This is a genomic window from Quadrisphaera sp. RL12-1S (assembly GCF_014270065.1).
Classification (GTDB): Bacteria; Actinomycetota; Actinomycetes; order Actinomycetales; family Quadrisphaeraceae; genus Quadrisphaera.
This window is the reverse complement of sequence record NZ_JACNME010000014.1, coordinates 30,694-53,714: the sequence shown is the minus strand read 5'-3', so window position 1 is coordinate 53,714 and position 23,021 is coordinate 30,694. Positions and strand designations below refer to the sequence as shown.

Below are 23,021 nucleotides of genomic sequence, written 5' to 3'. Positions count from 1 at the left end.
CCGGAGGAGCGGTGGCGACCCCCGCCACCGGCCCGGCTGCGGATCCCGGCGCGGCCGCAGACACCTCCGCCAAGGCCGGTGCGGCGCAGGACGCCACCGCGGCTGCCACCACGCTGGCCGCCCAGGCGCTCGCCGCGATGGTGGCGCCCGTCCCGGCGCAGCCCGCTGTCGCCCCCACGAGCAGCGGCCCCGCCGTGACCGCCGCCGTGACCGGCGCGACAGCTGCCACAGGTGCGGCAGCGCCCGCGGGCGGCGCCGCGGGACCGGCGGCTCTGACCCTCGCTCCCTCCGCCGGCGCAGGGGACGCCCCTTCTGCTGCCGCGGCGCCAGAGGCCCCCGTCGGAACGGGGAAGCCCCAGGACGCCGTCCCGCAGGCCGCGCAGCCGGGCCAGCCGGGCCAGCCGGGCCAGCCGGACGACCCCCAGGGCGGTTCCGCTCCCGGCGGGGGAGAACCCTCCACCGGTGCCCCGCACGCGGCGCACGGCGCCCGCGAGAACGCGGACGCGGCCTCACCCTCGCCCACCACTGCGACGCTCCCGGCCCCGTTCACCACGGCCGGTCCCGCTGCCACGCCGGACCCCGCGATGACGGCGGCTGTCACTCCGGTCGACGCGTCGTCGTCCTCTGCTGCGGTCGTGACGCCGCAGGCCGTGGCCGCGCCGACCCAGAACCAGGCCGCTGCCGCACCCCTGCCGACGCCCGCTGCGCCCGTGGCGCAGCCGGCCGGAGTCGCGCAGCCCGCCCACGTGGCGGCGCAGCTCTCGCCGCAGCTGGTGGCACTGGCCGGTCGCGGCGCCGGGACCCACAAGCTCACGCTCGAGGTCAAGCCCGAGGCGATCGGCTCCGTCACCGTGGTGGCGCACATCCGCCCCGAGGGCACGCGCATCGAGCTGGTGGGCGGCAGCCCCGCCGCGCGCGACGCGCTGCAGGCGTCCCTGGACGACCTGCGCAAGGACCTCGCCGCCACGGGTTCCGGGGCCTCGCTCGACGTGAGCACCGGCAGCGGCGCCGCCGCCCGCCAGGACCGCGCTCCGCGCGGCTGGCTCGGCTCCCAGGGATCGGACCAGGACGGCGACGGCGAACGGGTGGTCGAGCTGACCCCCGTTCGGCTCAAGGTCGGGTCCGGACGTGTCGATGTCCTCGCATGAGGGGCGCACCAGCGCTGCTCACGGCTGACGGACCCGTCGAGGGTCCCTGGCACACCAGGAGGTGAGATGGCAGGAGTCACCGGCGCCACCAGCGCCCCCGTGGTCGTCAAGGACGCGCAGGGCACGTACGCGACCACCGGCACCAACGCCACCCGCTACGGCATGAGCTCTGGCCCGTCGGTCTCGGCCGACAAGACCAGCCTCAAGAACCAGGACTTCCTGCAGCTGCTCATCAAGCAGCTGCAGAACCAGGACCCGACAGCGCCCATGGACTCCAACGCGGTCATGCAGCAGACGGCCACCCTGTCGTCGACGCAGGCCATGCAGGAGATGACCAAGGTGCAGCAGGACAGCTTCGCGCTGATGTCGCGGATGAGCGCGTCCGGCTTCGTCGGGCAGACCGTGAACTACACCGACGCCGCAGGCAAGGCGCAGACCGGTCTGGTGAGCGGCGCGAGCTTCTTCACCTCCGGGTCGCCCGCGCTGAACATCGGCGGGGCGTCCGTCCCGCTCGCCTCGGTCACCGGCATCGGCACCGTCCCCGCGAGCGGCTCGACCTCCAGCGGCTCGTCGACCACCAGCTCGTCCAAGACCAGCTGACGAGTCCCTCGACCCACAACCGAACAACAACTGAAGACGCGGCCGCACGGCCGCACCCGACGGAACGCCCCATGGCCACGGACGGCACACGGCACCGCGACAGCACACCGCTGCGCGCCCTTCCCAGGAGGACCCTGTGCTCCGTTCCCTCTACACCGGCATCAGCGGCATGCGCTCGATGCAGACCATGATGGACGTCACCGGCAACAACATCGCCAACGTCAACACCACCGGCTACAAGGCCTCGAACACCATCTTCGAGGACACCCTGTCGCAGAGCCTCGGCAACGCCGCCGCCGCGCAGGGCGCCAAGGGCGGCCAGAACCCCGCGCAGGTGGGCCTGGGCGTCCGCGTCTCGGGCATCACGACCAACTTCACCCAGGGCGCGACCCAGACCACCGGCCGCAACAGCGACATGCTCATCGACGGCGACGGCTTCTTCGTGCTGAACAACAACGGCGCGATGCAGTACACCCGCAACGGCGCGTTCAACGTCGACGGATCGGGGACGCTGGTGAGCCTGGCCGGGGCCAAGGTCCAGGGGTGGATGGCGAGCCCGGCCGGCGTCACCAACTCGTCAGGGACGCCCGGGAACATCTCGATCCCCACGACGCAGACCATCCCGGCCTACGCCACCCACTCCGCGACGTTCTCGGGGCGCCTCGACAACACCGTGAACGTCGTGGCCGACGCGACGGCGACCAGCGGCTACTCGGCCGTCGGTTCCACGCAGAACTTCAACTACAACCTGATCGACAAGAACGGCGTCTCGATCCCCGTCACGGTGGACATCGCGCCGACCAAGGTGACCGGTCCGTCGACCACCGGCGGGAACACCGGTCTCGTCACCGAGTGGACCATGACCCTCTCGCAGACCGTCCCCGGCTCGACCACGGTCACGCAGCTGGCCAAGCTGAAGTTCAACGGCAGCGGCGCCATGACCGACGGTGGCAGCCCCACCTACGTCCCGGCCGCGGGCGCGACGCCGGCGTCCGGGGCGCAGGTCGACGCCACCAACGAGAAGGTCAAGGTCTACGACATGAAGGGCGCGGACGGCTCGGCGTTCACGGACCCCGTCACGTTCGACCTGTCCAAGATCACTGTGGCGAACCGCGCCGACGTCTCCATCTCGGACGTGACGGTCTCGGCCCAGGACGGCTACGGAGCCGGCTCCCTGACCAGCTGGAAGGTCGGCCCGGACGGCGCCATCGTCGGCTCGTTCGACAACGGTCGCTCCCAGGAGCTGGGCCGCATCGCCGTCGCCACCTTCGACAACCCGGCGGGCCTGGACAAGCAGGGCGGTTCGACCTACCAGGCGACGTCCAACTCGGGCCTGCCGAACGTCGGCGTGGCCGGCGACGGCGCGCACGGCTCGCTGGTCTCCGGCGCGCTGGAGATGTCGAACGTCGACCTGGCGCAGGAGTTCACCAACCTCATCGTGTCCCAGCGCGGCTTCCAGGCGAACAGCCGCGTCATCACCACCTCGGACTCGATGCTCGAGGAGCTCGTCAACCTCAAGCGCTGACGCGCCCGTCCGGGTGGCGGTCCTCGACGCCGTCGAGGTCGCCACCCGGACTCCTCACCGGAGGCGCGCCAGCGCCGATGGAGCACGTGGAGGCGCCCACGGAAGGGCGGCTCATCGGACTCTCAAGGACGGTCGTCATGATCCTCGTCACGCGCTTGACCGGGGCTGCGTTCGCGGTCAACCCCGACCTGCTCGAGCGGGTCGAGGCGACCCCCGACACGGTCCTCACGCTCATCGACGGCACCAAGTACCTCGTCGCGGAGTCGGTCGTCGAGGTCATCGACCTCGTCCGCGACTACCGCGCCAGCGTGGTGGCCAGCGCCCGCTCCCTGCGCGAGCCGGTCCCCGCTGCGCTCTCCGCGCCCGAGCCCTGCTCCGAGGCGCGCGGCGACCTCCGCCCCGACCTGCACGTCGTCCCTGCCCTGCGCGTGGTCTCGCGCGAGGCCGCCCCCGAGGAGGTGTGATGGATCCGGCAACCCTGATCGGGCTCGGCCTCGCGGTCGGCGGCATCCTGCTGGCGATCATCCTCGAGGGCTCCAGCCCGATGTCCGTCATCCTCATCCCCGCCATGACCCTGGTCATCCTGGGGACGATCGGCGCGAGCCTCGCCGGCACGCGCATGGCCGACATCCCCTTCATCATCCAGGGCACCGTCAAGGCGCTCACGGGCAAGGCCGTGAACCCGTCCAAGACCATCGACACCCTCGTCTCGCTCGCCGAGACCGCGCGCCGCGAGGGCCTGCTGGCCCTCGAGGACGCCGCGAAGGACGTGGACGACGAGTTCCTCAAGGACGGTCTGCAGTCCGCCATCGACGGCGCCGACCCCGAGGACCTGCGCGAGATGCTCGCGTCGAAGATCGAGACCAAGCGCGCCACCGACAAGATCGCCTCGGCGTTCTACTCCACGGCCGGCGGTTACGCCCCGACCGTCGGCATCATCGGCACCGTCGTGTCGCTGGTCCACGTGCTCGAGAACCTCGCCGACCCGACCAAGCTCGGCCACATGATCGCCGCGGCGCTCGTCGCGACCTTCTGGGGCCTGCTCACCGCCAACATCATCTGCCTGCCCTTCGGCGCGCGCCTCAAGCGCCTGTCGGAGACCGAGTGCGCGCACATGGAGCTGATCGTGGAGGGCCTCATGGCCGTCCAGGCCGGGGCCAACCCGCGCCTGGTGGGCCAGCGCCTGCGCAGCCTCGTGCCGAGCACCGGCAAGAAGGAGAAGGAGGCGGCCTGATGTCGGGGCACGGGAAGGGCAGGGCCAAGAAGCACCACGAGGAGGAGCACGAGAACCACGAGCGCTGGGCCGTGTCCTACTCGGACATGATGACGGTGCTCATGGCGCTCTTCCTCGTGCTGTTCGCCATGAGCAACGTCGACCAGAAGAAGTACCTGGAGCTCAAGACCTCGCTCGCCGCGGGCTTCGGCAACGAGTCGCTCCCGACGGACGGCGGCAGCGGCGTCGTCGACGGCTCGACCAAGAGCGTGGTCGACCTGGGCGCCGGGACGATGAGCGGAGCGGCCCAGGCCTCGGACGCCACCACCATCAGCTCCTCCCAGGGCAGGGCCGCGCAGGACGCCGCGCAGGAGGCCGACGACCTCGCGCGGCTCCAGCAGCAGGTCGACGCCCAGCTCAAGGCGCAGGACCTCCAGAGCCAGGTGACCACCAAGGTCACCGAGGACGGGCTGGTCATCAGCGTGGCGGCGAACAACGTCTTCTTCGCCAACGGCAGCGCCACCATCGAGCCCGCCGGCCTGCGCGTGCTGGACGTGGTGGTGCCGCTGCTGCAGAGCAACGACCGGCAGATCTCGGTGGTCGGCTACACCAACAACCTCGCCATCAGCACCAGCCAGTACGCCAACAACTGGGAGCTCTCGGGCGCCCGCGCGACCGCGGTGCTCCTGCGGCTCAAGGACGACGGCGTGGCCGGTGGTCGGCTGCGGCTGACCGGCATGGGCGACCAGCACCCGCTGTTCCCCGACGACGACCCGCGGGCCTTCGAGGGCAACCGCCGGGTGGACATCGTGCTCATGGCCAAGGCCCCCTCGGCCGCCGGTGCCACCCAGGCCGCTGCCCTGCGGGCCGTGGCCGGGGGAGCCCAGCCCTCGGACGTGGTCCCGGGCAGCGACGTCGGCGCCATCCCCCACCTCAGCGGGGACGCCGCGCCCACCAGCACCGCCACCGCCAGCAGCTGACCGACCCTCCAGACCGCCCACCCGCCACTCACGACAGGACGCCCGCCATGGCCACCGCCACCGCCACGCCCGCCGAGACCGAGGCCCCGAAGAAGAAGGGCCCCAACAAGCTCGTCCTCATCCTCGTCGCGGTCATCGTGCTCATGGGCGGGGGAGGCGCGGCCTACTTCCTCGTGCTCGCGCCCAAGGCGCCGCCGACCGCCGAGGAGCAGGCCGCGGCCGCCAAGGCCGAGCAGGAGGCGAAGCTGGGCAAGGTCAAGACCCTCGACCCGATCAGCGTCAACCTCGCCGACGGCCACTTCCTCAAGATCGGCATCGCGCTGCAGGAGAGCTCGGCGGTCACCGAGGACGTCGACGGCAGCAAGGCCCTCGACGCGGTCATCGCCCTCTACAGCGGCACGTCCATGGCCGACATCAGCACCCCCGAGGGCCGCGACAAGTACAAGGCCGAGCTGGTGAAGAGCATCAAGGAGGCGTACGACGACAAGGTGCTCGACGTCTACCTCACCCAGTACGTCATGCAGTGACCTGCACCGACGTCCCCCGGTGGTCGCGGGGGCCCGGCGCCGGACGCCGGCGGACCCCCGCGGTCGCCGAGAGGATCTGAAGAAGGTCCCCCGAACGGCTCAACCTCCTCACCCGTCCTGCCGACAACTCCTCTGTGACACCTCCGAGCCCGAGCGCAGCGCCCGCTCGCCGCAAGCGGCGCCGGGGCGTGGTGAGCGAGTACGACTTCACGCGCCCCACGGCACTGGCCCGCGAGCACTCCCGCGCCCTCGAGGTGGCCTTCGAGGCCTTCGCGCGCCAGTTCTCCACCACGCTGCTCACCCGCCTGCGCCAGACCTGCACCGTCGTGTGCACCGGCGTGGGCGCCCGCAGCTTCGAGGACCACCTCGCGGGCCAGCCCTCTCAGGGCGTCTTCCTCACCTTCCGCACCGAGGCGGGGGGTGCCAGCGGGCTCGTCGTCCTCGAGGCGGCCACCGTCATGACGGCGATGGACTTCCTCCTGGGCGGCCACGGCAACGTCGAGCCGACCGTGCTCAACCCCGAGCGCGAGCTGACGGACATCGACAACCGCCTCATCGAGAGCCTGGCCGGCCGCCTGCTGGGCGACCTCGGCACCGCCTTCGCCGGCACGGTGCCCATGGCGCCCGTGCTGGCCGACGTGGACCAGACCTCCCAGTTCCTCACCCTGGCGGCGCCCGCGGACGTGGTCCTCGTGGCCGGGTTCACGGTGACGCTCGGTGAGGACGCCGAGCCCGCGGCCTTCTCCGTGATGCTGCCGCTGAACCCCGTGCTCGCCCGGCTCACCGAGAACCGCGGCGCCCACGACGGCACCGAGGAGCAGCGCCGCACCGCCGCGCACGCCGCGGACGTGCTCTCCCGCGCCGTCCCCGAGCTGCCCGTGGACGTTCACGTCCGGATGACGCCCATGGCACTGTCCGTGCAGGCGGTGACCGCCCTCGCCGTCGGCGACGTGCTGCACCTGCCGCACCCGACCGCCCGCCCCCTCGACGTCGTCACCGACGACGTCGCCCTCGCCCGCGCCGTCCCCGGCACGAGCGGCACCCGCCTGGCCTGCCTCGTGGTGAACCCTGATGAGGAGACGCGATGACCACCCCCACGGACGCCCGCCCCGAGGCCGCCGCGCAGGCCGCGCAGACCGCGCTGCTGGCCGCCGCCGCCGTCGCCGCCGAGCAGCTGCCCTCCGGCGCGACCCTGGCGGTCGGCCCCTCGGACGGGTCGCTCGCCCCCACCGCTGACGGCACCGCCGTGTCGGCCGCCTTCACCGGTGCCGTCTCGGGCACGCTGGTCGTCATCGTCGACCCCTCCCTGGAGGAGGCGCTCGCCGGTGCGGAGGGCGGCCCGCTGCCCGTCGTCGACGCGATCGCCCCGGCGCTGCGCGCCGCCGTCACCGCCACGGGCCCCTCGGTGCCCGGCGCGGTGCAGGCGGTCGACGTGGCCGCTGCGGTCGCCGAGCCGGACGCCCTGTGGGTGCCGCTGGTGGACGCGAACTCCGAGGCGCAGGAGGTGGTGGTCTGGGTCGGCCTGCTGATCGCGCAGACCGCCATCCCCTCCGGAGTCCCGAGCGGCCCGGCGGTGCCGGTGCAGAACGCCGCCGGCCGCGCCGGCATGGCGCTGCTGCGCGGCGTCGAGATGGTCGTGACGGTGGAGCTGGGCCGCACCCGCATGTCCGTCAAGGACCTGCTCGCCCTGACCCCCGGTTCCGTGGTGGAGCTGGACCGCGCCGCCGGTGCCCCGGCGGACCTGCTGGTCAACGGCCGCCTGCTGGCGCGGGGCGAGGTCGTCGTCGTGGACGAGGACTACGGCCTGCGCATCACCGAGATCGTCGAGCCCGGCGCTGAGGACTGAGCGGCCGTGGGATCCACTGACGTCCTGGCCCTCGTCGTCCGCGTCGTCCTCTCCCTCGCCGTCGTCCTCGGCCTCGTGGTGGTCATGCAGCGCGTCGCCAAGCGGCGCAGCGGCGGCCGCGCGGTCGACGCCACCCGCTTCACCGTGCTGGCGCGCCAGTCCCTCACCCGCTCCGCCGGCGTCTCGGTGCTGCGGGTGGGTGACGACGCCCTCGTGGTGGGCGTCACCGACACCCAGGTGCAGCTGCTCGCCCGCATGCCGCTGACCGACTTCGAGCGACCCGCCGCCACCACCGACGACGTCGTGGAGGCCGCTCAGGTGGTGAGCGTCCGCGAGGTCCGCACCCCCGTGAGCAGCCTCGGCACCGTCAGCGCGGCTTTCACCCCCGCCGCCGCGCCCGCCCGGGCCGTGGCGACCGTGGGCGCCACCCCCCAGCGCGGTGCCCTGGCCGGCTCGGCGCTCTCCCCGGCCACCTGGACCTCGGCCCTCGAGGTGCTGCGCGAGAGGACGACCCGGCGATGATCACCGCCCTGCTGACGGCAGGGGCCGCGGCAGGGCCCGCGGGCCCGGTCGGCCCGACCGCCCCCTCCGGGGGAGGCCTCACCGTCGCCGTCAACGGCATCGACGGGACGCCGAGCACGTCCATCGTCCTCATCCTCGCCATCACGCTGCTGTCCGTGGCGCCGGCGATGCTGCTGATGATGACGGCCTTCACCAAGATCATGGTGGTCCTGAGCATCACCCGCAACGCCCTCGGCCTGCAGGGAGTGCCGCCCAACCAGGTGCTCGCCGGCCTGGCCCTGTTCCTGTCGCTGTTCGTCATGGCCCCGGTGATCACGCAGATCAACGCGGACGCGGTGCAGCCCTTCCTGCACGGCACCATCACGCAGACGCAGATGTTCGAGGCCGCCGCCGAGCCGCTGAAGCAGTTCATGCTCCACCAGACCCGTCAGCAGGACCTGGCGCTCATCACCCGCGCCGCCGACCGCCCCAACCCGGCGAACCCGGCAGACGTCCCGCTGACCACGCTCATCCCGGCGTTCGTGCTCTCGGAGCTGCGAGCCGCGTTCATCATCGGCTTCGTCGTCTACATCCCGTTCCTGGTCATCGACATCGTCGTGTCCTCGGGCCTGATGGCGATGGGCATGATGATGCTCCCGCCGGTGACCGTCTCCCTGCCGTTCAAGCTGCTGCTCTTCGTCATGGTCAACGGGTGGGGCCTCATCGTGACGGCCCTGGTGGGGAGCTACCGCTGATGGACGCCGCCGTCATCGACATCGCCGTGCAGGCGATGGTCGTCGCCGCCAAGCTCTCCGCGCCGATGCTGCTGGTCGCCCTGTCGATCGGCTTCACCGTCTCGCTGTTCCAGTCGGTCACCCAGATCCAGGAGCCGACGCTGTCCTTCGTGCCGAAGGCGGTCGGCGTGGCCGTCGTCCTCGTGGTGGCGGGCAACTGGATGCTCGCCGAGATGAACGACTTCACCACCCAGCTGTTCGACCGGATCCCGGCGCTGCTGGCGATGGGCTGAGAGGAGGAGACCCGTGGAGCTGCCCACCATCGCGCTGACGACCGTCGCCGGTCACCTGCTCGTGCTGCTGCGGGTCACCGCCTGGCTCGCCATCGCCCCGCCGTTCTCCCACAAGGCCATCCCCAACCAGGTGAAGGCGCTGCTGGCCCTGGGCATCACCCTGGCGCTGGGCTCCACGATGGACTTCTCCACGCTGTCGCTGTCCACGGCCGACCTCGTGCTGGGTGCGCTCTCGCAGGTGCTCGTGGGCGCCTCCCTGGGCTTCCTGTGCTACCTGGTCTTCTCCGCGGTGCAGGCGGCCGGCAACATGCTCGACCTGTTCGGCGGCTTCCAGGCGGCCACCGCCTACGACCCGCAGATGGAGACCGGCGCCGCGGTCTTCGGCCGGCTCTACCAGATGACCACCGTGGTGCTGCTGTTCGCCTCGGACGGGTACCTCGTGGTCCTGCACGGCCTGGCCCGGAGCTTCTCGGTGCTGGGTCTGCAGGAGCACATCTCCTCCGCGCTCATGGCGCGCCTGGTGCTCGAGGGCACCACGCAGATGTTCGTCTCCGCGCTGCAGATCGCCGGGCCGCTGGTCGCCGTCCTCTTCCTCACCGACGTCGGCCTGGGTCTGCTGACCCGCGCCGCCCCCGCCCTGCAGGCGTTCTCCCTCGGCTTCCCGCTGAAGATCATGGTCACCCTGGCGCTGGCGACGACGGTCGTGGCCGCGCTGCCCTCGGTGGTCGACGCCATGGCCGACCAGGCCGGCACCCAGACGGTGGCCACCGCCACCGCCGGTGACGACGCCGGTGCTGCCGGCGCGGCCACCGGCGTCCTGCTGGGCGCCTCCGCCGACGGGCGGACCGCCCCGTGAGCGCAGGAGGCGGTGAGAAGACCGAGAAGCCGACAGGCAAACGGCTTGCAGACGCCCGCAAGAAGGGCCAGGTCGCCCGGACGCCGGACCTCGGCGCCTGGGCCGGCCTGGGCGTCATCGTGGCCATCATCCCGATGGTCATCGCACCCACCCGGACGCGCCTGCAGGTCATGCTCGAGTCGCTCGACGCCGTGGCCAAGCACCCCGAGCCGGCCCTGATGCTGCGCGCGCTCGGGGACGGCGGAGCCGCGATCGTGCCGGCCGTCGTCCCGATCCTCGCCGTCGCCGTGGCGGTGGCCGTGGTCGCCTCCGTCGGCCAGGGCGGCTTCGTGCTGGCCACCCAGGCCGCCAAGCCCAACTGGGGCAAGCTCGACGTGCTCAAGGGCGTCAAGAACCTCTTCAGCGTGGTCAACCTGTGGCAGCTGGTGAAGTCGCTGCTGAAGACCGCGATCATCGGTGGCGTCCTGTGGGTGACCGTGCAGGGCCTGGTGCCGCAGCTCCTCTCCGGCGGCGGCCTCACGCTGGCCGGTGTGCTCGACGCCACCTCCGGCGGCATCGCCTCCCTCGTGCGGATCGCGGTGGGCGCCGGCCTCGTGCTCGCCGTCGTCGACTTCGCCGTGCAGAAGGCCAAGACCACGAAGGACCTCCGCATGACCAAGCAGGAGGTCAAGGACGAGCACAAGAACGCCGAGGGCAACCCGGAGGTCAAGGCCGCCATCAAGGGCAAGCAGCGCGCGATGAGCCGCAACCGCATGATGGCCGCGGTCAGCGAGGCCGACGTCGTGCTCGTCAACCCGACGCACGTGGCCGTGGCGCTCAAGTACGAGCCGAACCGCGGCGCCCCCCGCGTCATCGCCAAGGGCTCCGGCCACACCGCCGCCCGCATCCGCGCCAGGGCCACCGAGGCCGGCGTGCCGCTGGTCTCCGACGTCCCCCTGGCCCGGGCGCTGTTCGCCGCCTGCGAGCTGGAGCAGGAGGTGCCGATGCACCTCTACGTGGCGGTCGCCCAGGTGCTCGCCTTCGTCATGGCCCTCAAGAAGCGCGGGTCGGCCTCCGGGCTGCACTCCAACCCGGCGCCCGTGGCGGTCGAGGTGCCCGACCACCCGCTGCTGCGCGGCCTGCCCTCCGCCGGCTGAGGTGCGCGCGCCCCCTGGCACGCGCGTCACCCGCCCACAGCTGGCCCCCGGCCCCTGAGCGTCCACAGGCCAGCGGTCGACGACGACGCCGGGCCACCTCTCGACGACAGCCTGTGGCGCGTGGAACTCCGCCTCGACGCCTCACTCCCGTCGTCGCTGACCAGGCTCGCTCGGCAGCAGCGCGGCGTGCTCACTACCGACCAGCTGCGGACCGCCGGGCTGAGCGAGGCGCGCATCCACGACGTCCGCACCGCGGACCGCTGTTCGTGGAAGCTGACGGGGTCGGACCGCACGGCAGCCCCACGGCCGCGTTCCGCGACCGGGACAAGACCAGCGCGACCACCGCCGACGATGGTGACGTGGAGCGCTTCACGTGGCGGGACACGCTCGACCCGATGCGGATCCCCTGGCGTCTGCGGCGAGCGCTCTGAGCGGAGACGAGGCCAGCTGGCTCGTCGATCTTGGCGTTCCTGGGGTCCTCGAGCAGCAGGGGACCACAGAACGCCAAGATCGTCGACGACAGCGGGGGCAGTGCCCCGACCTGCCGGCCTCCCGGCCCGCCGACCACCCGGGCGCTGCGCCGGACGGGGGGTCACCCGATCGGCTCAAGCCCGCGGCCGGGAGTGCCGATGCACGGTCCGTGGACTTCCGCCGTCTGAGCACCCTGGCCCTGCCGCTGGGCGTGATCGGCATCATCCTGCTGCTGGTCGTGCCGCTGCCGGCGATGCTGCTGGACTTCCTCATCGCGCTGAACATCGCGATCGGGCTGCTGGTCCTGATGACGGCGATGTACGTCAAGCGCCCGCTGGACTTCGCCATCTTCCCCAGCGTGCTGCTCGTGGCGACGCTGTTCCGCCTGGGCCTCAACGTGGCCAGCACCCGCCTCATCCTGCGCGACGGTCACGCCGGAGACGTGATCCACGGCTTCGGCACCTTCGTGGTGGGCGGGTCGCTCGTCATCGGCCTGGTGATCTTCGCGATCCTCGTGGTCATCCAGTTCATGGTCATCACCAAGGGTGCTGAGCGCGTCGCCGAGGTGGGCGCCCGGTTCACCCTCGAGGCGATGCCCGGCAAGCAGATGGCGATCGACGCCGACCTGGCCGCCGGCCTCATCGACGAGGACACCGCCCGGAAGCGCCGCTCCGACGTCACCGCGGAGGCCGACTTCTACGGGGCCATGGACGGTGGTGCGAAGTTCGTCAAGGGCGACGCGATCGCCGGCATCATCATCGTGCTCATCAACCTCGTCGGCGGCTTCGCGATCGGCATGCTGCAGGACGGTCTGAGCGCCACCGAGGCGCTGCAGAAGTACTCGACGCTGAGCGTCGGCGACGGCCTGGTCACCCAGGTCCCCGCGCTGCTGATGTCCATCGCCACCGGCCTCATCGTGACCCGGGCGACCTCGACGTCCGACCTGGGCACCGACGCCGCCGCCCAGCTGCTGCGCAACAAGACCGCGCTGCGCATCGCCGGCGGCGGCGCCCTCGTCCTGGCGGTCATCCCCGGTCTGCCCAAGCTGCCGTTCATCGTGGTCGGCGGGGGTCTGCTCCTGCTGGCCCAGCGCGTCAAGCCCGAGGGCCCCGCGCAGGAGGAGGTGGCCGAGGTGGACCCGCTGGCCCCGGTCGCGGAGACGCCCGAGCAGCTCATGCAGCAGATGCGCGTCGACCCGCTCGAGATCGTGCTGGCCCCCGACCTCGTCGACATGGTCGACACCGCCTCCGGCGGGGACCTGCTGGACCGGGTGCGGGCCCTGCGCCGCAAGATCGCCCTCGAGCTGGGCATCGTGCTGCCGCCGGTGCGCACCCGCGACTCCCTCGACCTGCCGATGTCCTCCTACGCGGTCCGCATCTCCGGCGTCGAGGTCGGCGTGGGCCAGGCGCCCCCCGGCAAGGTGCTCGCCCTCGGCGACGACCTCGACTCCCTGCCCGGCGTCGTCACCGTGGAGCCCGTCTTCGGGCTGCAGGGCAAGTGGGTGCCGGCGGAGATGCGCCACCAGGCCGAGCTCACCGGCGCCACCGTGGTGGACCGCGCCTCGGTGCTGGTCACCCACCTCGCGGAGATCGTGCGCAAGAACGCCCCGCGCCTCATCTCCCGCGAGGACGTCAAGACCCTCACCGCCTCCCTCAAGAGCACCGACGCGGCCGTCGTCGAGGAGCTGGTGCCGAGCCTGCTGTCCCTGGGCGAGGTGCAGCAGGTGCTGCAGTCGCTGCTGGAGGAGGGGGTGGCGGTGCGCGACCTCGGCCGCATCTACGAGGGCCTGTCGCTGCGCGCCAAGGGCGGCGCCTCCCACACCGACCTGGTGGAGGCGGCCCGCGCCGCGCTCGGCCCGGCGGTCGCGGCCCCCCACGTGCAGGACGGCGTGCTGCGCGTCCTCACCCTCGACCCGCTGCTGGAGCACCAGTTCGTGGAGACCCTGCGCCTGACCGACTCCGGCCCGCAGTTGTCGATGGACCCTGCGCGTGTCGAGCGGGTCGTGGACGAGGTGGCCCGTAAGGTCCGTCATGTCGAGGACGCTGGGTGGTCTCCCGTCCTGGTGTGCGCCCCGGCGCTGCGGGCCCCGCTGCGCCGAGTCGTGTCGCTGACCACCCCCGGCGTCGCTGTCCTGTCCTACTCCGAGGTGTCGGGCCCCGGGATGGTCGTCGAGACGGTGGGGGTCGTGAGTGGCGCCGAAGCAGTTGCTGCTTGAGGGCCCCGCCATCGAGCCGCTCCTCGAGAAGGTCTGGGCCGAGCACGGTGCAGACGTCAAGATCGTCAAGGCCGAGCGCGTGCGCGTCGGCGGGGTGGCGGGCTTCTTCGCCCGCGAGCAGTTCGAGGTGACCGTCGAGGTCCCCGACCCCGCACCCGGCTCCGCCGCCACCCCGCCCTCCCCGTCTGCTCCGACGACGACGACGAGCGCGACGAGGCCCGCGCCCGGACCGCGCTCGTCGCGGGACGCGCAGGCCCCCCGCCCGACCTCCTCCTCGACCTCGTCCACCCCGTCGGTGCCGCCCGCGGGCGGCCTGGAGGCGCTCCTGGCCGCGGCTGAGCAGGGCGACGCGGACGCCCGCCCCGCCGCGACCCCGCGGCCCGCCCGCTTCGCGAAGCCCCCCGCTGCGCCGCCCACCCCCACGGCCGCCCTGTCGACGGACGACTTCGACGCGATCTTCGGTGCCGTCACCGGCGGCGGTCCCCTCAGCCCCGCCGCCCGCGCCGTGGCCGAGGCCTTCGCCGCCAGCGCCGCCGCGCCGGCCCCGCAGCTCGCGGAGCCGACCGCCCGCCAGGCCGGCTCCGGTGACGAGGACCCCTGGGTCGACGGGCCGCCCCCCGGCACCACCCCGCGCTCCCCGCGGCCCCTGGTCGGACGCGTGGCCGACCGCCCTGCGCCGCTGCCCGAGCCGCAGGACGAGCAGGTCCCGCTCGAGGAGCCCGAGCTCGAGCGCGCCACCTCCTCGCCCAGGCTCCCCGAGACGCCCGTGGTCGAGCCGTGGCGCGCCCCCTGGGAGGCCGAGGCCCCCGAGCAGACCCCCGAGCAGACCCCCGAGCAAGCACTCGAGCACACCCCCGAGCGCGCACCCGAGCACGCCCCCGTCGAGGCGACCGCCGGTGACGCGGCCGACGGCGGACCAGCCCTGCCGTCGTTCGCGCCCGCCGCGCTCGCTGTGGCGGCGCCGGCGCGCACCGCGACGGCGCCTCCCCCCGTCCTGCCGGCACCCGTCTCCGCGCCCGCGGTCTCAGCGCTGCCCCGCCGCGTGGGCCGCTCCTTCGCACCCCTGCCCGCCGGGCCGCAGTCGGACGGGTACGCGCTGCAGCGCAGCGCGGTGCTGCGGCTGCCCGAGACCGACCCGCGCCTCGCACCCCTGGCACCCCTCGTGGAGGCGCTGGCGGACGACGGCGCCGCCTGGACGCCCACCCTCGCCGCGCCCCCGGCCGTCGCGCCACCGCCCGCCCTCACCTCGCTCCCCGCTCCCGCGCCGGTGCTCGCGCCAGCGGCGGACCCGCAGGACCGCCGTGCCGCGGACCGCCTCGCCCAGCGCCTGGCAGCGCTCGGCGTGCCCGTGCCGTGGCTGTGGGACCTCCCGCCCGGCCGCTCGGCGGCCATGCGCGAGCTGGCCCGCCGCATCGGCAGCGCGCCCGTCCGCAGCCGCACCAGCCCCGTCGCCGAGCCCGTCGTCGCCGTCCTGGCCGACCTCGAGGACGCCCTGCCGGTGGCCCAGCACCTCGCCACGGGCATGGGCCTGGGCGAGGAGGACGTCGTCGTCATGGGCCGCCGGGCGCGCGGCGTGGCCGCGGAGAGGTGCCTCCCCTCGCGCCAGGAGCTCCAGGAGGCCGCCGCCGACGCGCGCGCCGAGCGCCGCTCCCTCGTGGTGGTGCTGCCCGCGCCCATCGGCGCGGCGCCGCCCGTGCGCGCCGCGGTGGCCGACACCCTCGAGCAGCTCGCGCCGGACGAGGTGTGGGCCGTCGTGGACGCCACCCGCCGCCTCGACGACACCGCCGCCTGGCTCACCGCCGTGGCCGGCGAGCGCGGCGTGGACGCCCTCGCCCTCACCAACACGGAGGTGACGTCGGCCCCCGCGGCCGCGCTGGCGCTGCCCGCGCCCGTGGTGCTCGTCGGTGACCGTCCCGCCACCCCGGAGGCCTGGGTGTCGATGCTCGCGGCGCGCCTGGCCGCGCAGGACCTGCGGTGAGTCCCTCGAAGGACCGCACCCCGCCGCGGCGCGAGGTCGCGTGGCCGCCGCTCGGCAGTCGCGCGCTCATCGCCGCCCCCGGCGAGGAGCCCCGCGCCACGGTGGTGGAGGACGTCGACGGCGACGCCGTCGCGGTGGCCGTCCCGCCGCTGCTCAGGGGCGAGTTCGAGCCCCCGCGCGACGGCGACCCCTTCGAGCTGCGCTGGCCCGGCCCGCGCGGCCTGGTGGTGGTGCCCGTGGTGCTGCGCGCCCGCGTGCGTGACGGCGTGCCGCTGTGGTGGCTGCAGGTGGCCGGCGGACCGGACGTCCGCCAGCGCCGCAGCTTCGTGAGGGCGGGGGCCGAGACGCCGTTCCCGGCGCGCGTCGTCGTCGAGTGGGAGCTGCCCGAGCGGGGCAGTGCCGCGGGTGAGCTGCAGGACCTGTCCGAGGGCGGTCTGCGGGCGCACCTGCGCACCGCCGGCCCGGGTGGCGACTGCCCCGAGGGGGCGGGTGTCGCGGTGCGCCTGACGCTGGTCGACGTGGCCCAGGGCGCCGCCGACGCCCTCGCCGGCGTGGACGTCACCGAGCACGAGCTGTTCGGCACCGTGCTGCGCTCCGGCCGCCTCCCCGAGGACCCCGACGCCTCGGAGGTGGTGGTGCAGCTGCACGACGACCGCGCGCAGTCCGACGCCCTGCGCCGCCTCGTCTTCGCCTGGCAGCGCCGCGCCCGGCGCGGCTGACGCCGCTCGCGCGGCTCTCGTCGCCGCTGGTCGTTCCGGCGTTTCGCCCGTGGCGGGACGTACCGGACGGCTACTGTGGCTGGATGCTGGTCCTCACGCGACGCGCCGGTGAGAGCGTCATGATCGGTACCGATGTGACCGTCCGGGTCCTGGAGATCCGCGGTGACGTCGTCCGGGTGGGCGTGGACGCCCCCCGTGACGTGCAGGTGCACCGCGAGGAGGTCTTCCACGCGGTCCGCGCCGCCAACCTCGAGGCGGCCAGCACCGCTTCGGCCCCGTCGCCGGCGGTGCTCGCCGGCCTCAGGAAGCGCCCGGCGCCGCCGGTGCCTGCGCCGTCGCCGGCCGCTGAGCGGGCTCCGGCCGACCCTCCCGCAGCTCCCTGACCAGGGAGTCGACCACGGCCTTCAGGTCGCCCCCGCTGGCCTGCGCCACGGCCCGCTGCCGCTGGTAGCTGGCCCCGGTCACGGGGATCTGCGCCACCGCCGCCAGCTCCTCGCTGCAGCCCAGGCGACGCGCCACCGGCTCAAGCCGGGTCAGCACGTCGTCCAGGTCGTCGGTGACCAGGCGCTCGTCCCCGGCCGCGTTCGTGATGATGATCGCGTCCAGCCCGTAGCGGGCCGCGCGCCACTTGTTCTCCTGCACGTGCCACGGCGGCAGCGACGGCAGCTCCTGGCCCGCCTCCAGGCGGGCGTCGAGGTCCACCACCAGGCAGTGCGTCAGGGCGGTCAGGGCCGCCAGCTCGGACTCGGTGGGGACCCCGTCGCAGACGCGGACCTCCAGGGTCCCGATGCCCGGTGAGGGCCGCACGTCCCAGCGGACGTCCTTGAAGGAGTCGATCACGCCGGTGTGGAGCAGGTCGCCCACGTAGGCCTCCAGCTCCTCCCACCGCGCGAACTGGAACGGCAGGCCGGCCGTGGGCAGCTGCTGGAACATCAGCGCCCGGTTGCTGGCGTAGCCGGTGTCCACCCCGGCCCAGAACGGCGAGCTCGCCGAGAGCGCCTGCAGGTGCGGGGCGTAGGCCAGCATCGCGTCGAGCACCGGCAGGACCTTGTGGACGCTGGACATGCCCACGTGCACGTGGACGCCCCAGATGAGCATCTGGCGGCCCCACCACTGGGTGCGCTCGATGAGCTCGGCGTAGCGCGGTCCCTCGGTCATGGTCTGCGCCGACCACTGGGCGAAGGGGTGGGTGCCGCTGCACGCCAGCTGCAGGCCGAGCGGCTGCGCCGCGTCGCGCACCTGGGCCATGACGCCGTGCAGGTCGGCCACGGCCTCGGCGACGGTGTCGTGGACGCCGGTGACCAGCTCCACGGTGTTGGTGAGCAGCTCGTGGGTGACCCGCTGGCGCCCGTCGGGGTGGGCCGGTGCCCGGCCGACCTCCTCCAGCACCTCCGAGGCTCGGGGGGCCAGGTCACCGGTGGCCGCGTCGACCAGGGCGACCTCCCACTCCACGCCCAGGGTGGGGCGCGGTGAGGACGAGAAGGGCAGCGCACCGCGGCGCGCGTGCGGCCCGAGGGACGGCGTGGTCACACCGCCACCTCAGCACACGCCGCGCCCGGCGCGCTGCCCCTCCCGCTGATCAGCCGCAGCTGGTCGGCCGCAGTTGGTCGGCCGCTAGAGCCGCGCCGCGAAAAAGGCCAGCGCCGCCGCGGCCACGAGCACCGCGATGACCACCGGCACCACGAGGTTCAGGCGCCGGCTCGGCAGCTTCGGCTCGGGGGCCGACAGGCCCGAGGTCCCCGCCTCGGACGGCGGGGTGTCCCCGGGGGCCACGCCTCCGCCCGGCTCCAGGCCCGGGGTGGTGGCGGGGTCGGGGTCGGGGACCTCGCTGGCGCTGCCCGGTCGCTCGCGGTCGGCTCCCTCCTTGCCGCTGCTGCCGTCCGGTCCGCCGCCGAGCGCCGTCACGCCCTGGCCGCCGCGGAGAACTCCTCGACGATCGCGGCGCAGAACGCGGGCAGGTCGTCGGGGTTGCGGCTCGAGACGATGCCGCCGTCCCGCACCACCTCCTGGTCCACCCAGGTGGCGCCGGCGTTCTCGAGGTCCGTGCGCAAGCTCGGCCAGGAGGTCAGCGTGCGCCCCCGCACGACGCCGGCCGTGACGAGCGTCCACGGGCCGTGGCAGATGACGCCGACCGGCTTGCCGGACTCCACGAACCGCCGCACGAAGCCGACCGCTGCCTCGTCCGTCCTCAGGTGGTCGGGGTTCGTGGTGCCGCCCGGCAGCACCAGCGCGTCGTAGTCGGCCGGGTCGGCGGTGCCCACCTCGGCGTCCACGTCGAAGGTGTCCTTCGGCTCGACGTCGTTCTCGTAGGCCTGGATGGTGCCGCTCTCCAGCGACAGCAGCACCACCTCGCCACCGGCGTCCCTGATGGCCTTCACGGGCTCGGTGAGCTCCACCTGCTCCACACCGTCGGCGGCGAGCACCGCGACCTTCCGTCCCTGCAGTGATGAGGTCATGCACGGGACCTACCCCGTCGCGGGCCCCCCATGCCGCCTCGTGCACGACCGGAGACGCCGGAGGGCCCGCACCCCGGTCGGGGTGCGGGCCCTCCGGCGCCGCGAGCGCTGTGCCGGGCCTCCCGGATCAGCAGGTGGTCGAGGGGTCGACGGCCTGGTGCGGGTCCGCCTTCGCGGGCTCCGGGGCCGCAGCCGCCGAGGACGACGACGCGGTGGGCGCCGCGCTCGCCGACGGCGCGGCCGGCGCCGGGTACATCGCGTCCTTGACCATCGCGCGCAGCGCGTCGTAGTCCGGCTTGCCGGTGGAGATGTTGGCGTTGGTGAACGACAGCGCCCGCAGGTCGCCGCCCTTGACCAGCTGGCCCAGGTCCACGAAGGCGTTGAGCTCGTCGGCGGGGATGTCGGTCTGGATGTTCTTCTCGGCCGCCTTGGCCAGCGACGGGAACGCCGCGGCGAGCTCGGCGGGGCCGTACTGCTTCACGGCCGCCGAGATGACGCACTGCTGGCGGGCCATGCGGTCGTCGTTGTCCGAGCCTTCGCGGGAGCGGGCGAACCACAGCGCGTGGTAGCCGTCGAGCTGCTGCGCCGGGCCCTTCTTGATCCAGCCGGTGATCGGGTAGTGCCGCTCCGGCTTGGTGCCCTGGATGATGCCGCCCCCGATGGGGATGTCGCGGGGCACGTTGAGGGTGAGGCCGTGCATCGCGTCGACCAGCTGCTGGAAGCCCTCGAGGTCGACCATCGCGTAGTAGTCGATGTCGAGACCGGTGGCGGCGCTCACGGCCTGCTCGGTGGCCTCGATGCCCGGGTCTGCCGCACCGGGGAAGAGGCCGGGGTTCTGGGTGCCGAACAGGTAGACGGCGTTGAGCATGCAGCCGTTCTGCCCGTCCTCCTTGCACTTGGTGGGCCACTGCGAGGCGGCGGGGCTGCCCTGCGGGAAGGGCACGTCCGCGAGCTGGCGGGGCACGTTCAGCAGCGTGGTGTCACCGGTCTTGGTGTCGATGCTGGCGACCATGATCGTGTCGGGCCGGGTGCCCACGCGGTCCGCCCCGGTGTCGGCGCCGAGCATGAGCACGGTGACGCGGGGGACCTTCGCCCAGGGGTCCGCGGAGGCGGTGTTGGGCGCGTTGCCGCTGCGCGAGGCGGAGCCGAAGACGCCCTCGAGCAGGTCGTGGTTGGCCATGGCGTAGCGGGCCGCCGTGGCCGAGGGGACCACCACCAGCCCCAGCAGCGCGGTGACCAGGAGCAGCGAGCCGAGGCGCTGCCCCCGGGTGAGCCGGCCGACGCCGGGGGAGCGCCGCAGGCTGGCGTGGGTGGCCACGATGACCACGCACCACAGGACCGCCCCGACGGCCGCCCCGGCGGCGATGACGAGCATCGCCTGCGGGTCGAACGCGACGCTGCGGGCCAGCGGGACCAGGCGGCCGGTGAGGACCACCGCGGCCCCGGCGCCCGCCACCGCCAGCACGGGCAGCAGCACCAGCCAGCCCCAGAACCGCCGACCCGCGGCCACCAGGCCCGCGCCGGGCACGAGCGCGCCCAGGACGGTGAGCAGCACCAGGCGGGTGAAGCCCTCGCCGGAGCTGCTGGCGTGGCGTCCGCGGGGGTCGTCACCGGCGTGGATGAGGGTCACCTCGTCTGCTGCGGGGCGCCTCGGGGCGCTGTCCGGCGCGCGGCGCGGCGCGGGCGGCCTCGCGGCCGTCGCGGTGGCCGTGCGGGCCCCGCCCCGCGGCCCTCGGGCCTCACGCACGTCCACCACGTCGCGGGAGTCGCGGACGTCGCGTCGCCGCGGGTAGCTCCCCGGTCCTGTCACGGTCACCAGACCCCCTCGCGCCCGTGCGACTCGGTCGCGCACGGCGGAAGGCCATCACACCACCGGCGACTCCCAGCCACGCCGGATTCGCCACGTGACGCGCCGGAGCGGTCACGTGTGGTAACGACCGGGTCCCGTCAGGAGGGGCAGACGCTGCTCGCGTCCACCGCCTCACCGCTCGGCGTGCTCGCCGTCGGGCTGGGCGTGGGCCCTCCCGTGGAGCCGGGCGAGGCCGTGGAGGAGGACGGGCTCGCGGAGGGCGTCGTCGTCGTGGGGGACGACGACGGCGCGGGCGCCGGCGGCACGAGCGCCTGCTGGACCAGCTGGTGGATCTGGTCGTAGTCGGGGTTCCCGGTGTTCACCAGCGGCTCGTTGAACGCCAGGGAGCGCAGGGGCGCCTCCTTGACCTTGCGGCCCAGGTCCACGAACGCCGACAGCCGGCCGGCGGGGATGTCCGTGGTCACGTCCCGCTGGGCGGAGGCCGCCAGCTGCGGGAAGGCGCGGGCCAGGTCGAGCACGCTGTACTGCTGGACCGCCGCGTTGATGAGGCAGCGCTGGCGGTCCATCCGGTCGGTGTTGTCGGACTGCCAGCGGGAGCGGGCGTACCACTCGGCGTGGTAGCCGTCCAGCAGCTGGTCGCGCCCGGGCTCGATGTACCCCGTGACCGGGTAGGTGCCGATGACGCGTCCGGTGCTGCTGAGGCGCTCACCCCCGCCGATGGGGATGCGGCGGTCCACCGTGAGGCGGATGCCGCCCATGGCGTCGATGAGGTCCTGGAAGCCGGCGAGGTTGACCATGGCCGTGTAGTCGATGTCCATGCCCACCACACCGGCGGCGGCCTGCTCGGTGGCGGCCAGCCCGGGGTCGTCGACACCGGGGAAGAGCTGCGGGTTCTGGGTGCCGAACAGGTAGGCGGCGTTGAGCCAGCAGCCACCGGTGCCGTTCGCCGCGCACGCGGTCGGCCAGGCCTGCGCGGCGGCGGACCCGGCGGGGAAGGGCACGTCCGCCAGCTGGCGCGGCAGCCCGAAGATCACGGTGTCACCGGTCTTCGTGTCGATGCTCGCCACGATGAGCGTGTCGGGGCGGGTGCCGATCCTGTCGGCACCGCTGTCGGCGCCCACGAGGAGCACGTTGACGCGCGGGATCCCCGCCCACGGGTCCTGCGCGGTCCCCGTGGGTTCCCCAGCGGCGGCTGCGCCGCCGCTGGGGAACAGGGACGTGATGAGCGAGCGCGACACCAGCGCGTAGCGCGTCGCGGTGGCCGCCGGGAGCGCCACCACGGCGAGCAGCACCAGCACCAGCAGCGAGGACGCCACGCGGTGGCCGCGCACGCCCCGGTGCCGGCGCTGGGCGACGTGCGTGCCCACCACCACGGCGCACCAGGCCAGGCCGACCGCGGCGGCCGCGACGGCCAGTCCGAGCAGCACGTCGGCGTCGAGCACGTACCGCTGGGCCACGTCGACGGCGCTGCCGGTCCCCCAGAGCACCACCGCCGCCCCCACCACGAGCGCGAACGGCACCAGGGCCAGCCAGCCGAGCGCCCGGCGGCGCGCGTTGAGCAGCCCCGCACCCGGCACCGCGGTGCCCAGCAGCGTCCAGCCCGCGGCGCGGCCGAAGCCGCCGGGGCCGCTCCCACCGCGCTCGCGGTGGCGGGGCGGTGCGGCGGCCGTGGAGCCGGTCCTCGTGGTCCCGTCCAGCGTGGAGCCCTCCGTCACTCTGCGTCGCAGGTCGTGCACCTGCTCGTGACCAGCCAGGAGGTCCCCCTCCGCGCCGGCCACGACCATTGCAGCACCTCTTGGCGGGGACTGCTGCACGCGGAGGACCGGGACGGCGTAGGGTGGCACCGCGCTCACGGGTGCGCTGCGCGGCGACGCGTGTTCCCGTGGCGCGAGGAGGTGTCGCCTAGTCCGGTCTATGGCGCCCGCCTGCTAAGCGGGTTTGGGTGTTAAAGCCCATCGCGGGTTCAAATCCCGCCACCTCCGCACACCGGACGAGAGGGGCCCCGGCAGCTGC

At 73.8% G+C, this 23,021-nt stretch carries 23 protein-coding genes and 1 tRNA gene; 19 read left to right on the top strand and 5 right to left on the bottom strand.

The genetic code is table 11. From position 1 onward, the window contains the following. Window positions 1-11: 11 nt before the first annotated feature. From H7K62_RS24285 to csrA, 18 genes are all read left to right on the top strand, one after another. Complete coding sequence (locus H7K62_RS24285) at window positions 12-1,148, top strand: flagellar hook-length control protein FliK (protein WP_186721528.1); 1,137 nt, start codon at window positions 12-14, stop codon at window positions 1,146-1,148. Window positions 1,149-1,214: 66 nt separating this feature from the next. Next, window positions 1,215-1,748: a flagellar hook assembly protein FlgD gene (locus H7K62_RS18885; protein ID WP_186721526.1), complete on the top strand. Its 534-nt coding sequence runs from the start codon at window positions 1,215-1,217 to the stop codon at window positions 1,746-1,748. Window positions 1,749-1,884: 136 nt separating this feature from the next. Continuing rightward, window positions 1,885-3,273 (top strand): flagellar basal-body rod protein FlgF, encoded by a 1,389-nt coding sequence (gene flgF / locus H7K62_RS18880; RefSeq protein WP_186721524.1) that lies wholly within the window; start codon window positions 1,885-1,887, stop codon window positions 3,271-3,273. Window positions 3,274-3,410: 137 nt separating this feature from the next. After that, window positions 3,411-3,737, top strand: a complete 327-nt coding sequence (locus tag H7K62_RS18875) for a flagellar FlbD family protein (protein WP_186721522.1) — start codon at window positions 3,411-3,413, stop codon at window positions 3,735-3,737. Next, complete coding sequence (locus H7K62_RS18870) at window positions 3,737-4,507, top strand: motility protein A (protein ID WP_186721520.1); 771 nt, start codon at window positions 3,737-3,739, stop codon at window positions 4,505-4,507. The genes H7K62_RS18875 and H7K62_RS18870 overlap by 1 nt, the downstream gene beginning before the upstream one ends. Next, window positions 4,507-5,466 carry an OmpA/MotB family protein gene (locus tag H7K62_RS18865; RefSeq protein ID WP_186721512.1) on the top strand — a complete coding sequence of 320 codons (960 nt, stop codon included), beginning with the start codon at window positions 4,507-4,509 and terminating at the stop codon, window positions 5,464-5,466. The genes H7K62_RS18870 and H7K62_RS18865 overlap by 1 nt, the downstream gene beginning before the upstream one ends. Window positions 5,467-5,513: 47 nt before the next feature. After that, the gene (locus H7K62_RS18860) at window positions 5,514-5,993 is read left to right on the top strand and encodes a flagellar basal body-associated FliL family protein (protein WP_186721510.1); all 480 of its coding nucleotides are present in this window, start codon (window positions 5,514-5,516) and stop codon (window positions 5,991-5,993) included. A 134-nt stretch (window positions 5,994-6,127) separates the two neighbouring features. Continuing rightward, window positions 6,128-7,081 (top strand): flagellar motor switch protein FliM, encoded by a 954-nt coding sequence (locus H7K62_RS24280; RefSeq protein ID WP_186721508.1) that lies wholly within the window; start codon window positions 6,128-6,130, stop codon window positions 7,079-7,081. Continuing rightward, window positions 7,078-7,839 (top strand): flagellar motor switch protein FliN, encoded by a 762-nt coding sequence (fliN, locus tag H7K62_RS18850; protein ID WP_186721507.1) that lies wholly within the window; start codon window positions 7,078-7,080, stop codon window positions 7,837-7,839. The genes H7K62_RS24280 and fliN overlap by 4 nt, the downstream gene beginning before the upstream one ends. A 6-nt stretch (window positions 7,840-7,845) precedes the next feature. Next, window positions 7,846-8,361 (top strand): flagellar biosynthetic protein FliO, encoded by a 516-nt coding sequence (locus H7K62_RS18845; protein WP_186721505.1) that lies wholly within the window; start codon window positions 7,846-7,848, stop codon window positions 8,359-8,361. Next, window positions 8,358-9,095, top strand: a complete 738-nt coding sequence (gene fliP, locus H7K62_RS18840) for a flagellar type III secretion system pore protein FliP (RefSeq protein WP_186721503.1) — start codon at window positions 8,358-8,360, stop codon at window positions 9,093-9,095. The genes H7K62_RS18845 and fliP overlap by 4 nt, the downstream gene beginning before the upstream one ends. Continuing rightward, a complete protein-coding gene (fliQ, locus tag H7K62_RS18835) occupies window positions 9,095-9,367 on the top strand; it encodes a flagellar biosynthesis protein FliQ (protein WP_255480774.1) in 273 nt (90 codons plus the stop codon). Before fliP ends, fliQ begins: the two co-directional genes overlap by 1 nt. 13 nt (window positions 9,368-9,380) lie before the next feature. Continuing rightward, window positions 9,381-10,223: a flagellar biosynthetic protein FliR gene (locus H7K62_RS18830; RefSeq protein ID WP_222437875.1), complete on the top strand. Its 843-nt coding sequence runs from the start codon at window positions 9,381-9,383 to the stop codon at window positions 10,221-10,223. Next, complete coding sequence (locus H7K62_RS18825; RefSeq protein WP_186721501.1) at window positions 10,220-11,359, top strand: EscU/YscU/HrcU family type III secretion system export apparatus switch protein; 1,140 nt, start codon at window positions 10,220-10,222, stop codon at window positions 11,357-11,359. Before H7K62_RS18830 ends, H7K62_RS18825 begins: the two co-directional genes overlap by 4 nt. A 640-nt stretch (window positions 11,360-11,999) precedes the next feature. Next, complete coding sequence (locus tag H7K62_RS18820; RefSeq protein WP_186721499.1) at window positions 12,000-14,045, top strand: flagellar biosynthesis protein FlhA; 2,046 nt, start codon at window positions 12,000-12,002, stop codon at window positions 14,043-14,045. Beyond that, window positions 14,020-16,023: a hypothetical protein gene (locus tag H7K62_RS18815; RefSeq protein ID WP_186721497.1), complete on the top strand. Its 2,004-nt coding sequence runs from the start codon at window positions 14,020-14,022 to the stop codon at window positions 16,021-16,023. The genes H7K62_RS18820 and H7K62_RS18815 overlap by 26 nt, the downstream gene beginning before the upstream one ends. After that, window positions 16,020-16,742, top strand: a complete 723-nt coding sequence (locus H7K62_RS24275; RefSeq protein WP_186721495.1) for a PilZ domain-containing protein — start codon at window positions 16,020-16,022, stop codon at window positions 16,740-16,742. The genes H7K62_RS18815 and H7K62_RS24275 overlap by 4 nt, the downstream gene beginning before the upstream one ends. 83 nt (window positions 16,743-16,825) lie before the next feature. Beyond that, window positions 16,826-17,125 carry a carbon storage regulator CsrA gene (gene csrA / locus H7K62_RS18805; protein ID WP_186721493.1) on the top strand — a complete coding sequence of 100 codons (300 nt, stop codon included), beginning with the start codon at window positions 16,826-16,828 and terminating at the stop codon, window positions 17,123-17,125. Here csrA and H7K62_RS18800 read toward each other — a convergent pair. From H7K62_RS18800 to H7K62_RS18780, 5 genes are all read right to left on the bottom strand, one after another. Continuing rightward, window positions 17,043-18,272: a glutamate--cysteine ligase gene (locus H7K62_RS18800; protein WP_186721491.1), complete on the bottom strand. Its 1,230-nt coding sequence runs from the start codon at window positions 18,270-18,272 to the stop codon at window positions 17,043-17,045. The genes csrA and H7K62_RS18800 overlap by 83 nt on opposite strands. 84 nt (window positions 18,273-18,356) lie before the next feature. Further along, the gene (locus H7K62_RS18795) at window positions 18,357-18,647 is read right to left on the bottom strand and encodes a DUF6480 family protein (RefSeq protein WP_186721651.1); all 291 of its coding nucleotides are present in this window, start codon (window positions 18,645-18,647) and stop codon (window positions 18,357-18,359) included. Next, window positions 18,644-19,198 (bottom strand): type 1 glutamine amidotransferase domain-containing protein, encoded by a 555-nt coding sequence (locus tag H7K62_RS18790; RefSeq protein WP_186721489.1) that lies wholly within the window; start codon window positions 19,196-19,198, stop codon window positions 18,644-18,646. The genes H7K62_RS18795 and H7K62_RS18790 overlap by 4 nt, the downstream gene beginning before the upstream one ends. A 127-nt stretch (window positions 19,199-19,325) precedes the next feature. Beyond that, the gene (locus tag H7K62_RS24270; protein ID WP_186721487.1) at window positions 19,326-20,828 is read right to left on the bottom strand and encodes an LCP family protein; all 1,503 of its coding nucleotides are present in this window, start codon (window positions 20,826-20,828) and stop codon (window positions 19,326-19,328) included. 317 nt (window positions 20,829-21,145) lie between these two features. Continuing rightward, a complete protein-coding gene (locus tag H7K62_RS18780; protein ID WP_186721485.1) occupies window positions 21,146-22,723 on the bottom strand; it encodes an LCP family protein in 1,578 nt (525 codons plus the stop codon). 176 nt (window positions 22,724-22,899) lie between these two features. Here H7K62_RS18780 and H7K62_RS18775 point away from each other — a divergent pair. Beyond that, window positions 22,900-22,990, top strand: a tRNA-Ser gene (locus H7K62_RS18775). The last annotated feature ends 31 nt before the right edge of the window (window positions 22,991-23,021 follow it).

What these genes read in the sequence shown, in the direction of transcription:
- H7K62_RS18885 (WP_186721526.1), top strand. Translation starts at nt 1,215, where the DNA reads ATGGCAGGAGTCACCGGCGCCACCAGCGCCCCCGTGGTCGTCAAGGAC.
- H7K62_RS18875 (WP_186721522.1), top strand. Translation starts at nt 3,411, where the DNA reads ATGATCCTCGTCACGCGCTTGACCGGGGCTGCGTTCGCGGTCAACCCC.
- H7K62_RS18870 (WP_186721520.1), top strand. Translation starts at nt 3,737, where the DNA reads ATGGATCCGGCAACCCTGATCGGGCTCGGCCTCGCGGTCGGCGGCATC.
- H7K62_RS18865 (WP_186721512.1), top strand. Translation starts at nt 4,507, where the DNA reads ATGTCGGGGCACGGGAAGGGCAGGGCCAAGAAGCACCACGAGGAGGAG.
- H7K62_RS18860 (WP_186721510.1), top strand. Translation starts at nt 5,514, where the DNA reads ATGGCCACCGCCACCGCCACGCCCGCCGAGACCGAGGCCCCGAAGAAG.
- fliN (WP_186721507.1), top strand. Translation starts at nt 7,078, where the DNA reads ATGACCACCCCCACGGACGCCCGCCCCGAGGCCGCCGCGCAGGCCGCG.
- fliP (WP_186721503.1), top strand. Translation starts at nt 8,358, where the DNA reads ATGATCACCGCCCTGCTGACGGCAGGGGCCGCGGCAGGGCCCGCGGGC.
- fliQ (WP_255480774.1), top strand. Translation starts at nt 9,095, where the DNA reads ATGGACGCCGCCGTCATCGACATCGCCGTGCAGGCGATGGTCGTCGCC.
- csrA (WP_186721493.1), top strand. Translation starts at nt 16,826, where the DNA reads ATGCTGGTCCTCACGCGACGCGCCGGTGAGAGCGTCATGATCGGTACC.
- H7K62_RS18790 (WP_186721489.1), bottom strand. Translation starts at nt 19,198, where the DNA reads ATGACCTCATCACTGCAGGGACGGAAGGTCGCGGTGCTCGCCGCCGAC.